General features: G+C 56.3%; 14 protein-coding genes. 6 read left to right on the top strand and 8 right to left on the bottom strand.

Annotated features, from left to right (window positions below; translation table 11 throughout):
* Positions 1 to 106: 106 nt before the first annotated feature.
* The 6 genes from DOU50_RS21190 to ulaA are packed head-to-tail and all read right to left on the bottom strand — an operon-like array spanning position 107 to position 4,514.
* Positions 107 to 793: an L-ribulose-5-phosphate 4-epimerase gene (locus DOU50_RS21190; protein WP_023334267.1), complete on the bottom strand. Its 687-nt coding sequence runs from the start codon at positions 791 to 793 to the stop codon at positions 107 to 109.
* Entirely contained in the window at positions 786 to 1,646 is an 861-nt protein-coding gene (locus DOU50_RS21185; protein ID WP_148770175.1) for an L-ribulose-5-phosphate 3-epimerase, read from the bottom strand. The genes DOU50_RS21190 and DOU50_RS21185 overlap by 8 nt, the downstream gene beginning before the upstream one ends.
* Before the next feature lie 9 nt (positions 1,647 to 1,655).
* Entirely contained in the window at positions 1,656 to 2,306 is a 651-nt protein-coding gene (gene ulaD / locus DOU50_RS21180) for a 3-keto-L-gulonate-6-phosphate decarboxylase UlaD (protein ID WP_008502901.1), read from the bottom strand.
* 12 nt (positions 2,307 to 2,318) lie between these two features.
* The gene (ulaC, locus tag DOU50_RS21175) at positions 2,319 to 2,786 is read right to left on the bottom strand and encodes a PTS ascorbate transporter subunit IIA (RefSeq protein WP_024907321.1); all 468 of its coding nucleotides are present in this window, start codon (positions 2,784 to 2,786) and stop codon (positions 2,319 to 2,321) included.
* Positions 2,787 to 2,795: 9 nt separating this feature from the next.
* Positions 2,796 to 3,101, bottom strand: coding sequence for a PTS ascorbate transporter subunit IIB (ulaB, locus tag DOU50_RS21170; RefSeq protein WP_148770173.1), 306 nt, complete (start codon positions 3,099 to 3,101; stop codon positions 2,796 to 2,798).
* Positions 3,102 to 3,113: 12 nt separating this feature from the next.
* Positions 3,114 to 4,514, bottom strand: a complete 1,401-nt coding sequence (gene ulaA / locus DOU50_RS21165) for a PTS ascorbate transporter subunit IIC (protein ID WP_024907322.1) — start codon at positions 4,512 to 4,514, stop codon at positions 3,114 to 3,116.
* Positions 4,515 to 4,872: 358 nt separating this feature from the next.
* Between ulaA and ulaG the strand changes: the two genes are divergently transcribed.
* On the top strand, positions 4,873 to 5,937 hold the full coding sequence (gene ulaG, locus DOU50_RS21160; protein WP_148770171.1) for an L-ascorbate 6-phosphate lactonase: 1,065 nt from the start codon (positions 4,873 to 4,875) through the stop codon (positions 5,935 to 5,937).
* Positions 5,938 to 6,047: 110 nt separating this feature from the next.
* Entirely contained in the window at positions 6,048 to 6,803 is a 756-nt protein-coding gene (ulaR, locus tag DOU50_RS21155) for an HTH-type transcriptional regulator UlaR (protein ID WP_148770169.1), read from the top strand.
* Here the strand turns inward: ulaR and yjfP are convergent.
* The gene (gene yjfP, locus DOU50_RS21150; RefSeq protein WP_148770167.1) at positions 6,800 to 7,522 is read right to left on the bottom strand and encodes an esterase; all 723 of its coding nucleotides are present in this window, start codon (positions 7,520 to 7,522) and stop codon (positions 6,800 to 6,802) included. The two genes, ulaR and yjfP, sit on opposite strands and share 4 nt — an antisense overlap.
* A 137-nt stretch (positions 7,523 to 7,659) precedes the next feature.
* Here yjfP and bsmA point away from each other — a divergent pair, with 137 nt between their 5' ends.
* The 3 genes from bsmA (at position 7,660) to DOU50_RS21135 (ending at position 10,517) form a co-directional block, all read left to right on the top strand.
* Positions 7,660 to 7,989, top strand: coding sequence for a biofilm peroxide resistance protein BsmA (gene bsmA / locus DOU50_RS21145; RefSeq protein ID WP_024907326.1), 330 nt, complete (start codon positions 7,660 to 7,662; stop codon positions 7,987 to 7,989).
* A 136-nt stretch (positions 7,990 to 8,125) separates the two neighbouring features.
* A complete protein-coding gene (gene yjfN / locus DOU50_RS21140; RefSeq protein ID WP_032645202.1) occupies positions 8,126 to 8,413 on the top strand; it encodes a DUF1471 family protease activator YjfN in 288 nt (95 codons plus the stop codon).
* Between the two features lie 172 nt (positions 8,414 to 8,585).
* Positions 8,586 to 10,517 (top strand): methyl-accepting chemotaxis protein, encoded by a 1,932-nt coding sequence (locus DOU50_RS21135; protein WP_148770165.1) that lies wholly within the window; start codon positions 8,586 to 8,588, stop codon positions 10,515 to 10,517.
* Here DOU50_RS21135 and DOU50_RS21130 read toward each other — a convergent pair.
* Complete coding sequence (locus tag DOU50_RS21130; RefSeq protein ID WP_148770163.1) at positions 10,514 to 12,136, bottom strand: isovaleryl-CoA dehydrogenase; 1,623 nt, start codon at positions 12,134 to 12,136, stop codon at positions 10,514 to 10,516. The two genes, DOU50_RS21135 and DOU50_RS21130, sit on opposite strands and share 4 nt — an antisense overlap.
* Positions 12,137 to 12,329: 193 nt before the next feature.
* Between DOU50_RS21130 and DOU50_RS21125 the strand changes: the two genes are divergently transcribed.
* A complete protein-coding gene (locus DOU50_RS21125; RefSeq protein WP_148770161.1) occupies positions 12,330 to 13,604 on the top strand; it encodes an MFS transporter in 1,275 nt (424 codons plus the stop codon).
* Positions 13,605 to 13,636 lie beyond the last annotated feature (32 nt).

The raw sequence follows: 13,636 nt of genomic DNA, 5'->3' as shown, positions 1-13,636 counted from the left end.
GAACATAGCCATAGTTGACGTTGCCCCCTGCCCGGGGGCTTTTTTTTGTGAATGGCTCCGGAATACCACCGGTTACAACTGTTTTTAGGTATTCCAGAGCGCTTATTCACTTCTGCCCGTAGTAGGCATTCGGGCCGTGCTTGCGCATGAAATGCTTATTCATCAGATAATCATCAATCCCCTGAAGCTGTGGGTTGATGCCGCGAGCAATCCACGCCATGCGTGCCACCTCCTCCATGACAACCGCATTGTGAACGGCGTCGTGGGCATCTTTTCCCCAGGCGAACGGGCCGTGCTGATAGACCACAATACCCGGCGTATGCAGCGGTTCGCTTTCACCCAACGTTTCGATGATAACCTTCCCGGTGTTGAGCTCGTATTCGCCTTCCACTTCAGCCTGCGTTAATGCGCGCGTGCAGGGGATGTCGCCAAAGAAGTAGTCCGCGTGGGTCGTGCCCAGCGCCGGGATGGGCAGCCCGGCCTGGGCCCAGGCCGTCGCGTGCGTGGAGTGGGTATGCACCACGCCGCCAAGGGACGGATAACGCCGGTACAGCGCCAGATGGGTTGCGGTATCTGAAGAGGGACGCCATTTTCCCTCCACGACGTTTCCGTCGAGATCCACCACCACCATATCGTCTGCTTTCATGGTGTCATACGCCACGCCGCTCGGCTTAATCACGATCAGCCCCTGCTCGCGGTCGATAGCGCTTACGTTGCCCCAGGTGAAGGTGACCAGGCCATAGCGCGGCAGATCCATGTTGGCTTCAAAGACCTGCTGTTTAAGCTTAAGCATGTTCAGCCTCCAGCAACCCTGCCCGCGCCATACGTTCGCGCACCCAGTCCCGCGCCTTCGCCACTTCCGCTGCCGGGTTGTCCGACGTCTCGCTCCACATCTCAATCAGGTAAGGCCCGCAATAGCCTGTCTCTTTGAGCGTTTCGAAGCACCGTTCAAAATCCACCACCCCGGTGCCGAACGGTACGTTTTTAAACACGCCAGGACGGGTATCTTTGACGTGCACCGCCACGATATGCCCCATGCCTGCCTGCAGCTCCATCTGCACGTCGTTATCCCATGCTGACAGGTTGCCGATATCGGGATAAAGCTGGAACCACGGGTTATTCAGATAGTGCGCGTAGCCCAGCGCCTTGCTGATGGAGTTCATTAACGGGTAGTCCATGATCTCCATCGCCAGCGTGACCTGCGCGCGGCTGGCCATCTCAACGCTCTCTTTCAGGCCGTCACGGAAACGACGGCGCGTTTCATCGTTGGCTTCCTGATAGTAAACGTCATAACCCGCCAGCTGGATCACGCGGATACCGACATCCTGCGCAAAGCGAATGGCTTTACGCATGATCGCCAGCCCCTGCGCGCGTACGGCATTGTCTTCGCTGCCGAGCGGAAAACGACGGTGGGCGCTCAGGCACATGGACGGCACGCGCACGCCCGTTTCAGCAACGGCGCTCACCAGTGCCAGGCGCTGTTCGCGGCTCCAGTCGAGGCGAGAGAGACGCTCTTCCGTCTCATCCACGGACATTTCGACAAAATCGAAGCCCAGCTGTTTTGCCAGCTGTAACCGCTCCAGCCAGCACTCCCCCGCAGGGAGTGCCTTTTCATAGATGCCAAGCGGGACCTGTTTTGACAACATACCCGCTCCTTAGCCCCAAAGCTGAGCGATTGAGCGTTTGAACTGACGCGCCGCTTCCACCGGAGACGCCGCATCACGAATACTGCGACCGGCAATAAAGACGTGAATCGGAATGCCCTTGAACAGCGGCAGATCTTCCAGCGCCAGACCGCCGGTGACGGTGACTTTAAAGCCCATATCCGCCAGACGTTTGATCGCGCTGATATCCGCTTCGCCCCACGCCACGCCTGCGGCCTGCGCGTCGCGGCTGCGGTGGTACACCACCTGCTGAATGCCCGCATCGCGCCACTCCTGCGCCTGCTCCCAGGTCCAGAAGCCGGTCAACTCAATCTGCACGTCGCCGTTAAACTCTTTTGCCACGTCCAGCGCGCCCTTGGCGGTGTTGATATCCGCACAGCAGATCACGGTGACCCAGTCAGCATTTGCTTCAAAGCACATGCGGGAGAGGATTTTGCCTGCGTCGGCAATTTTGGCATCTGCCAGCACGATTTTATGCGGATAGAGCGCCTTCAGGTCGCGAACGGCACGCACGCCCTCGCCCACACACAGAATGGTGCCCACTTCGATGATATCGACTTCTTCCGCGATCAGGCGGGTGGTTTCGTAAGCGTGGGACAGAGTTTGGTTATCCAGCGCAACCTGCAACATAGGTAATGACATGTTCAATTCCTCTTAGACTGCCGCCGCTGTGGCGTTATCAATTAAATCCAGCACGTCCTGCTCGGTACGGCAGGCGCGTAAACGATCGAAATTAGCTTCGTCATCAAACAGATTGACGATCTGCATGATGCCCACTTCCTGGTGGGTGTTAGCATCCACGGCGGCCATGGTGATCAGGATGTCGACCGGGTCGTTATCTTCGTGGTTGAACACCAGCGGCGTTTTCAGCGTCACCAGTGCGAAGCCGGTTTTCTTCACGCCCTCTTCAGGACGCCCATGCGGCATTGCCAGCCCTGGCGCTATCACAAAATAAGGGCCGTGCTGCGCGACGCCATCAAGAATGGCCTGGTAGTAACGCGGCTCGACAACGTCAGCCTTAACCAGCAGATCCACGCTCAGCTTCACCGCTTCCTGCCAGGTGCTGGCCTCAGCCTGTAAAAGGATGGAGTTATTCTCTGCCAGCGAATCACGTAGTTTCATGTGGCGTCCTTACTTCACGTCTTGTGGGAAGTGCTCTTTGATCACTTCCAGCAGTTTTGGTCCGAAATCCGCAGTCGACAGCATGTTGCGCACGCCCACCACATATTTATTGCCCGACACGCTAATTTCGCCGGCGATATGGGTAGAGGCGATGATGATGTCCGCGCCGTTGAGTTCACTTTTGTATTCACCCACCGCGCAGCTGTTCACCGTGTGGTCGATGTTTGACTGGGTTAAAAACTGGTCCACTTTCATCTTCATGATCATGGAGCTGCCTTGCCCATTGCCACACACAGCCAGGATACGTACGGTCATAATCGAAACTCCTTAATGAGCAGAGACTTCTGCTGTTTGTTTTTCCGCATCTTCTTCAGCTCGCAGCGAACGGCCAGCGAAGAACATATAAGCCAGAGCAATCAGGATGATGACGGCCATAAAGACCACCCCGACGGAGGCAAAGCCCTGCATCATCGGCGGTGCCAGAATTGACCAGTCCGCCATGCCCATCCAGGCACTCATACCGGTGAGCTTCACCGCCCACACGCAACCAAAGATTTCCACCATGCCCATGACCAGGCAGATCTTGAGCGCCGCGCGCCAGCCGCCGAAGTGGTTAGCGAAGACGCCGATGGTGGCGTTGGAGAAGAACATCGGGATAAAGCCAGGAATAATCAGGATTGAGGAGCCGCAGCCGACCAGGATGCCCACCGCAATCAGCTGGCCGATGGTGCCCCACATAAAGCCCCAGACCACCGCGTTTGGCGCGAAGCTGTAGATAGCGGCACAGTCAATCGCCAGCACCGCGCCTGGGATCAGGCGCTGGGAAATACCGTTGAAGGCTTCCGACAGTTCGGCGACAAACATACGCACGCCCTGAGTGATGATGAAAATGGCCACCGCGAAGGAGAAGCCGGTCTGCAGGATATAAACCGTCCAGTGCGTTTTACCCGCCATCGCCTGAACAACGTCAATACCGAAGGAGAGCAAAATGGCGCCGAAGAAGATGGTCATCACAATCGCGGTTGAAACGATGTTGTCATGGAAAATATTCAGCCAGCCCGGCAGCTTGAGGTCTTCAACGCTCTCTTCTTTTTTGCCCAGGTACGGTGCAACTTTATAGGCAATCCAGGAGGCAAACTGCTGCTGATGGCCGATGGAGAAACCGCAGCCGTCAGTCACTTCCTGAGTAGGCTTGTACATCATGTTGGAGGTGATACCCCAGTAGAGCGAGACCAGCACCGCGGTGCAGATAATCGTGGTCCACATTGGGTAGCCGAAGATATAGAGAGAAACCGCGATCAGCCCCGCCTGCTGGAACATGATGTGGCCGGTGAGCATGATGGTGCGAATACCGGTAATACGGCGCAGAAGCACGTAAATGATGTTCAGCGCCAGGGCGAGCAGCACCGCATACCCCACCCAGCTATAGGCATCACCCATGCGTTCAATGGTCGCCATCATTGAGGCGTATGTGTCAGAGATGGCACCGTTGATGCCATACACTTCCGACATTTTGGCGACGACCGGCTTAAAGGTGCTGGTCAGAATGCCTGACCCCGCCTGCAACAGCATGAAACCGATAATGGTTTTGATGGTGCCTTTAATAATCACGCTGACGCTTTTGCGCAGCAGGATATAACCCAGACACGTCACGATACCCAGCAGCAGCGGGGCGTTGGTCATTACCTGATTAAAGAACACGGTAAAGACGTTGTAGAGGATCTCCATAACTCTCTCCAGAAATGAGAACACGAGGGGCAATCCCTGTGTGGTTGGTGCCATCACTCTATTAATCACAAATAATCACCACAAGATTGCATTTGATTATTTGTGACGTATCACGCAATTTATTTCCATGGTGTTAGTAATGATTTTCACTACCGTACATGAGAAATAAATTAACCTTTATAATTCATGCAATTAATGCTTAATACTGGATAGTCTAACAAGGAATAAGTGCAGAGTACGTGAAGTTGCGCAGATAAAATTCCGCATTTTTGCCATTGCAAAGCGCATCAAATGGTGCCAGCATTAATCACAACAAATCACAATGTGATTACTTTTGATTAAACCAGGAGTCAAAACGATGAGTAAAGTGAACACCATCACCCGTGAGTCATGGATTCTGAGCACCTTCCCGGAGTGGGGCAGTTGGCTGAATGAAGAGATCGAGCAGGAACAGGTTGCTCCTGGCACGTTTGCAATGTGGTGGCTGGGCTGTACCGGTATCTGGCTGAAATCAGAAGGTGGTGCCAACATCTGCGTCGATTTCTGGTGCGGCACCGGCAAGCAGAGCCACGGCAACCCGCTGATGAAAAAAGGCCATCAGATGCAGCGCATGGCGGGCGTAGAAAAACTGCAGCCGAACCTGCGTACCACACCGTTTGTGCTCGATCCGTTTGCCATTCGCCAGATCGACGCCGTCCTTTCTACTCACGATCACAACGATCATATCGACGTGAACGTGGCGGCTGCGGTGATGCAAAACTGTGCTGACGATGTGCCGTTTATCGGGCCACAGACCTGCGTGGATCTGTGGATCGGCTGGGGCGTGCCAAAAGAGCGCTGCATCGTGATGAAGCCTGGGGACGTGGTGAAAATTAAAGATATTGAAATTCACGCGCTGGACGCCTTTGACCGTACGGCATTGATTACCCTGCCTGCCGATCGGAAAGCCGCGGGTGTACTGCCGGACGGTATGGATGAGCGCGCGGTTAACTATCTGTTTAAAACCCCTGGCGGCTCCCTGTACCACAGCGGCGACTCTCACTACTCCAACTACTACGCGAAGCACGGTAACGAGCACCAGATTGACGTGGCGCTGGGCTCCTACGGCGAGAACCCGCGCGGTATTACCGACAAAATGACCAGCGCCGACATGCTGCGCATGGCGGAAGCGCTGAATACCAAAGTGGTGATTCCGTTCCACCACGATATCTGGTCAAACTTCCAGGCCGATCCGCAGGAGATCCGCGTACTGTGGGAAATGAAAAAAGACCGCCTGAAGTATGGCTTCAAGCCGTTCATCTGGCAGGTCGGCGGCAAGTTCACCTGGCCACTGGACAAAGATAATTTCGAATATCACTACCCACGTGGTTTCGATGATTGCTTCACCATTGAGCCAGACCTGCCGTTCAAGTCCTTCCTCTGATTGTGCAGCCGCATCGCCAGACATGATGTCTGGCGATGTCATATTTCTTTTAGTAATTTCACGCTATTTCAAATATCATCTTTTCAAATCAATTCTTATCGGAATAGCTCATGACGGAAGCGCAACGGCATCAAATTCTCCTGGAACTCCTGGCGCAAACCGGGTTTATCACCGTCGAGAAAGTGATCGAACGTTTAGGCATCTCCCCGGCAACGGCGCGGCGGGATATCAACAAGCTTGATGAAAGCGGCAAGCTGAAAAAGGTCCGCAACGGCGCGGAAGCGATCAGCCAGCAGCGCCCTCGCTGGTCTCCGATGAATATTCATCAGGCGCAGAATCATGATGAAAAAGTGCGGATTGCCAGAGCCGCATCGCAGCTGGTGAATCCCGGCGAGAGCGTGGTCATCAACTGCGGCTCCACGGCGTTTCTGCTGGGCCGTGAAATGTGCGGCAAGCCGGTGCAAATCATCACCAACTACTTACCGCTCGCCAACTATCTCATCGACCAGGAGCATGAGAGCGTGGTGATCATGGGCGGGCAGTACAACAAAAGCCAGTCCATCACCCTTAGCCCTCAGGACAGCGAAAACAGTCTCTATGCCGGGCACTGGATGTTTACCAGCGGCAAAGGCCTGACGGCAGATGGCCTGTATAAAACCGATATGCTGACCGCGATGGCGGAGCAAAACATGCTTAACGTTGTGGGCAAGCTCGTTGTGCTGGTCGACAGCAGCAAAGTGGGCGAGCGCGCAGGGATGTTATTCAGCCGTGCCGAACAGATCGACATGGTGATCACCGGCAAAGGCGCCAACCCTGAGATCCTCCAGAAGCTGGAAGATCAGGGCGTAAAAGTGCTGTGCGTTTAAAGGTGCTGGCGGAAAAACGCTACCGTGGCATCCAGCGCCGTTGGCGTGATGCGGTGGCGGACGCCCGGTTCCCACAGACAGGTCAGATTACCGTCCAGTCCTGCATTCATTAACGCCTGCTGCAGGCGGAAGGTTCCCTCGGGCGGGACCACATCATCCGCGTCACCGTGCCACAGCAGCAGCGGGCGATCGGCCAGGCGCGGCAATGCCCGGGTCACTTCCCACTCTTCGAGCGTCGCGGTGATTTCTGCTAAATCCTGAGGGGGAAAGAGCGTCTTCGCCAGCGACGTAAAATAGCCCGAGCCCATCAGGCAGGCGACAGACTGCACTTCAGGATGATGCGTCATAATCCCCAGCGCCGTCATACCGCCCATCGACGCTCCAGCCACGGCCAGACGATTGTCGGCCACCAGCCCTGCCTCATACAGCGCATCGCGTAGCCCGGCAAACTCGGTCAGACTCCCGTGCAGAATGTGCCAGAACTGCCCAAGACGCGCCTGTTCGTTACCCATAAAGCGTGCGCCGTGGTCGGGTGCATCCGGCATCACTACCCGAAACCCCGCCTGCGCCAGCGCGACGGCAAAATAACTGTAAACCAGCTTCGATGAGGTAAACCCATGATAAAAAACCACAACAGGCAGCGGTTTATCACGTTTACCCGCTGGCATCGCGTGTAAAATTTCATGGTCGCCGAGGTGGCGTATTTCAATTTCAATCATTGTCGACCCTGTGCGAATGTATGATTCATAATGTTGAGAACTGGGTTACGCTTTCACGTCATTTTCATTCGAAATATACGTCCCAGATAACACTTCGGGAACATTCCCCCAAAACTAAATTCACAGACAACTACACTATGGCTATCAGGAAACGAGATATGGTTATGCGCAGGTTTGCTGCTTTATTGCTGGTGTTTCTGCTCAGTGGCTGTAGCGCGCTGCAGGGAACGCCGCAACCCGCTCCACCGGTCGCCGATCATCCGCAGGAGATTCGTCGTAATCAGACGGAAGGATTACAACGAATGGGCACCATCTCCGCGCTGGTTCGCGGCTCTCCGGATGACGCAGAAGCGGCAATAAAAGCACAGGCCGTCGCCGCCAAAGCAGATTATTACGTCATCATTATGATCGACGAAACCATCATAACGGGACAGTGGTATTCCCAGGCCATTTTGTACCGTAAATAATGGTTTACCTTTGAACGAGATTTACACTGCTTTGCGTCCATAGACATTTTCCTGTCCACAATAAACTCCATGCCCGCGTCAATGGAAGGGAGTTTATTTGCGAAGGATTGCCCGGCGGATACCGGATATATGTGAAATGGAGCTGACGATGAAACGAACTCTTGCTTTGACCTCACTGTTGCTCTCAGCAGGCCTGCTGAGCACCACCGCGCAGTCAGCAGAATTCGCCAGTGCTGATTGTGTGACTGGCCTGAATGAAATTGGCCAGATCTCCGTGAATAATATCTCGGGGAGCCCGCAAGACGTTGAACGTGTCGTGGCATTAAAGGCCGATGAGCAGGGTGCTTCATGGTATCGCATCATCCAGATGCAGGAAGATAACCATATCGACCACTGGCGGGTACAGGCCATTCTCTACGTGTAATCTCCCTCCTGATAAAAGCCACTTATTTTTAGTGGCTTTTCGTTTTTGCAAATTTTTTATCTTATAAAAAACAAATCAAGAACAATAAAATAACATTTTGTTACATTAAACCAGTAAACGTAATCCCCGCTCTGCCGTTGAAGAACCATACCTTTTCAATGATGAGCAATTTATGATCAACATTTTTCGCCGCGCAGGCCTGGGTGCGAAGCTGTCACTGCTTACCGGCATCAGTGTCGCCACGCTGTTTCTGCTTTTCACTTTTCTGCTCAGTCAAAAAGCCAGCCAGCAGCTTGAAGCCCTTGCGGTAGAAGATCTGCATAATCAGTCCACCGGCATGGTCGACATGGTGCAGATGTTTAACACCAGCCTGAGTGAAGAGGTTGAGAGCTATACCCGTCTGTTCACCACCTTTTTACCGCAGCCCCTGAACATTGATGCTTCCCAAACCCAGACAATTAACGGGCTCAGCGTTCCGCTTCTGAAAGGCGGAGATACCGGGCTGCATGAAAACAACACGCTTTCGGACGCGTTCCTGAACCGTACGGGAGCCATTTCGACGCTGTTTGTACGCAGCGGTAACGACTTTGTTCGCGTAGCCACTTCCCTGCGTAAAGAGAACGGCGAGCGGGCAATGGGTACCGTTCTGGATAACGCCAGCCCGGCCTTTGCCGCCGTCAACAAAGGTGAAGTCTACCGCGGCCTGGCGCTGCTGTTTGGCAAACGCTACATCACCCAGTACCAGCCGGTTAAAAACGCCGAAGGACAGGTCATTGCGATCGTCTTTGTCGGGGTGGACATCACCCACTCCTGGAACGTCATGCGTGAGAAAATCCTCAACCGCCGCCTGGGCGAGAGCGGTCACTTCTTCGTGCTGGATCGCAGCAACGGCAAAACGCGCGGGCAATACCTTTTCCACGCCAGCGAAGAGGGAAAACTGCCGAAGTGGGACGGCACGACGCAGCAACAGCTTCTGAGTGATAAACCCGGCACGCTGGAGCGCGTAAGCGACGACGGCCGCACGCTGAAAATGGCTTATACCCCGCTGCCAGGCTGGAACTGGACTATTGTCGGCGAAGTGGATAAATCGGTACTGCTCTCAAGCGTCACCGCCATGCGCGACGGTTTCCTCCTCGCCGGTACGGCCTTATCCATCCTGTTTGCTGGCCTGTTTGTAGTCCTGATTCGCCGCGTGCTGACCCGACCACTGCGCAATGTGATCCATCTTGCCCGGCAATATGCCGCAGGGGATCTCCGTTCCAGCCTGCCCGTGACGCGTCAGGACGAAGTCGGCCAGCTGATCGACGCCATCAACGGCATCGGTGGCGGCCTGCAAAAAATTGTCCTGCAGGTCCGCGAGGCCGCAGGTGAGATCCATTCAGGCACCAACGCGCTAGCCGCCGATACGGGCGAAATTTCAGAGCAGATCAACAAGCAGGCCAGCAGCGTGGAAGAGACCTCCGCCAGCATGGAGCAGCTGGCCGCCACCGTACAGCAAAATGCCGCCAACATGGAGCAAACGCAGCAGCTGGTGGGTGAAACCTCGCTCGCGGTTCATCAGGGCGGTGAGACGGTCACCCACGCGGTGTCGACCATGGACGACATTCGCGAAGCGTCAAAACGCATCGCAGACATCACGCGCGTGATCGAGTCCATTGCTTTTCAGACCAATATCCTGGCGCTGAATGCGGCCGTGGAAGCGGCTCGCGCGGGCGAGCACGGTAAAGGGTTTGCGGTCGTCGCGCAGGAAGTTCGCGCCCTGGCGGGACGCAGCGCTAACGCGGTGAAGGAGATTGAACAGCTGATTGGCGATACGCTCAGAAAAGTCAGTGAGGGTCATGCGCTGTCTGAACAGACGCGCCTGGCGATGGATGACATCATCATTCATATCGATAACATCAGCCAGCTGGTCACCGAGATTAACCATGCCTCACGCGAGCAGTCCGCCGGGATCGGTCAGGTGAACCTCGCCATGACCCACATTGGCGAAGCGTCGCATATCAATGCCGATCGCATCTCACGCAGCGAACAAACGGCTCAAACGCTGCGCGAGAAGGGTTCACACCTGGCTCAACTGGTGAGCCTGTTCCAGCTAAAAGGCTAGCCGACTCTGCCCGTCGCACGCAGCAGCAGGTCACTTTGCACCTGCTCGCTCATCACCGTTCCGCCACGGGTATCCAGCATCATGCGGCACCACGCCTGCGCCACCGGGGGCGACGCGTGCCGCAGCATTTCGCTCCCGGCACTCAGCAGGAAAAGCTGCTGGGCGATCTCCCGCCCCTGCGCCTCCTGCGGTTTACGCAGTTTTTGCTGAAGCTGCCGCCAGCTGCGGTCGAAGTGTCTGTCCTGCCCTTTGACCTGTGCAAACTCATCGGTAAGCCGATCGTGTATACCCGGCTGCTTCGCCAGCACGCGCAGCACGTCCAGGCACATGATGTTGCCGGACCCTTCCCAGATGCTGTTCACCGGCATCTCGCGATACAGGCGGGGAAGTTCGCTCTCCTCGCAGTACCCGACTCCGCCCAGCGCCTCCATCGCTTCAGCGACAAACGGGATGCCCGCTTTGCACACGCTAAATTTCGCGGCCGGGGTAAACAGCCGTGCCCATGCCGCCTCCTGCGGATCCGCGCGTTTATCCCAGGCCCGCGCCAGGCGGAACAGCAGCGCCGTTTGCCCCTCCAGCACCAGCGCCATCCGGCTTAGCACTTCGCGCATGAGCGGCTGATCGATAAGATTTTTGCCGAAGGTCTGGCGCTGATGCGCATGGTACAGCGCCACGGAGAGCGCACGGCGCATCAGTCCGTGGCTGCCCAGCGCGCAGTCGAAACGCGTCAGCCCGCCCATTTTGAGGATTTGCCGTACCCCTTCGCCTTCTTCCCCCAGCAGCCAGCCGGAGGCATCAAGGAATTCCACCTCGCAGCTGGCGTTGGAGCGGTTCCCGAGCTTGTCCTTAAGGCGCTCCAGCCGGACGGCGTTGCGCTGCCCGTCAGGTAAAAAGCGCGGCACAAAAAAGCAGGATAGTCCGCCCTTCGCCTGGGCCAGCACCAGATGCGCATCGCTTTGCGGGACGGAGAAAAACCATTTATGTCCCACCAGCCTATAACTGCCGTCGCTGCATTTTTCCGCTTTGGTGGTGTTGCTGAGCACGTCCGAGCCGCCCTGCTTTTCCGTCATCCCCATACCGATCAGCAGGCCGCGCTTTTGCGCGCCGGGCGCAAGATGAGGATCGTAGCGATCGCTGAGCAGCGGCGTCAGCCAGTCGTGAAAGGGTTTGGGGAGCGCCTGCTGCAGGAGCGGTGTCGCGGCAAACGTCATGGTGACAGGGCACAGCGTGCCCGCCTCTACCTGAGCATGAAGCACAAAGCGTGCGGCCCGCGCGACAAACGCCCCTTTACGCGCCTCCTCTTCCCACGCCAGGTTATGCACGCGGTTGGCACACAGTCCCTGCATCAGCAGGTGCCATGCCGGGTGAAAGCGGACGTCATCCAGCCGCTCCCCGGTGGCGTCATAGCGAAGCAACTCCGGCGGATTCACGTTCGCCAGCCTGCCCAGCTCCAGCGATTCCGCCGTACCCAGCTGCTGACCAATGCTGGCGAGGAGTTCGATATCCCACTCGGCCCCTTCACGCGAGACCGCATCGCGCAGGGCGCAGTCGGAGAGGAAAAGGTTACTGTTGGAAAGCGGTGCAGGTTGATTGAAAACGGTATGGGTCTGCCAGTGCATGCTGTCTCCCTCCTTCAGTGGCAATGACGATAAGTATGGACAGACCGCGCACACGCTGCATGGGAGGGGAGTCACACGTTCACGATCCCGCTGATATCATTCGTGAAATAGCTCACAGAACATAAGAATAAACTATTTCATGACTTCGCTTTTGTTGAATAATTTATTCTTACCCTTTTCAGTGAGGATCGTTATGCAACCGGATGCGCACAAGCGAGCATTAATTGCAGGCTCCATTGGTAACTTTATCGAGTGGTATGAGTTTGCGGTCTACGGTTTTCTGGCGACCGTCATTGCGAAAAACTTCTTCCAGCTTGAAGGGGAAGCGGGGCTCACCAGCCTGATCCTCACCTACGCCTCGTTTGCCATCGCCTTCTTCTTCCGCCCGCTGGGTGCGGTGGTGTTTGGCCGCATCGGCGACCGGATTGGCCGTAAGCCGACGCTCATTATTGTGCTGGTGCTGATGACGCTCGCTACCGCCGCCATCGGCATTGTGCCGGTCTATGCCAGCATCGGGATTGCCGCGCCGCTCATTATTACGCTGCTGCGCATCCTGCAGGGACTGTTCGCGGGCGGCGAGTACGGCGGTGCGGTCTCGCTGATGACGGAGTTTGCCCCGCGCGGCAAGCGTGGGCTCTATGGCGCGTGGCAGTCCTTTACCGTGGCGCTGGGGCTGTTAGCGGGTGCAGGCATCGTGGCGCTGCTCTCTGCCCTCCTCACGCCGGAAGCCCTGCACGACTGGGGCTGGCGCATTCCTTTCTTCCTGGCGCTGCCCATGGGCGTCGTTGCGCTGTGGCTTCGTGTCAGTATGGAAGAGACACCCAGCTTTGTGCAGCAGCAGGATAAACCGGTTGTCGCTCAGGCAGATACTGCCGCCACGCTCCGGGCCATCGCGATGGGGATTGGGCGCGTAATGGTCTGGTCTGCGGCGGGGTACACTTACCTGGTGATTATGCCGACCTATCTGCAGTCGGCGCTGCACACCGGGTTTAACCAGGCGCTGCTTATAGCGGTGATTTCGAATATTGGTTTTGCACTCACCATCATTCCGTCGGGGATCCTGAGCGACCGGATCGGGCGCCGCACGGTGATGATTATCGCCACCGCGCTGCTGCTGATCCTCGCCCTGCCGCTGCTGAAAATTCTTCAGGCAGAGTCGAGTACGCTGGCGGTGAAGGCTGTTGTGGTGTTGATTGCGGGCGGTCTGGTCGGGATGCTGGCAGGGCCAGGCCCGGCGATGCTATCTGAGATGTTCCCGACGCGCGTGCGCTATACGGGACTGGGGCTGGCCTACTCGTTGTCGAATGCGATTTTCTCGGGATGCGCAGGGCTGATTATTACCGGGCTGATTAAGCAGACGGGCAACCTGGATATTCCGGCGTATTACGTAATGGCGACGGCGGTAGTGAGTATTTTCGCGCTGATGACGCTAAGGAAGGATGACCATTTGCGGTCGTTAGAGGAGTGAGTTTGTCACCGTCTGGTGCCCTCACCCCGGCC

It is taken from the genome of Enterobacter sp. C6 (genome assembly GCF_008122455.1).
Taxonomy (GTDB): domain Bacteria; phylum Pseudomonadota; class Gammaproteobacteria; order Enterobacterales; family Enterobacteriaceae; genus Enterobacter; species Enterobacter pseudoroggenkampii.
This window is presented reverse-complemented; position numbering and strand designations above follow the sequence as displayed.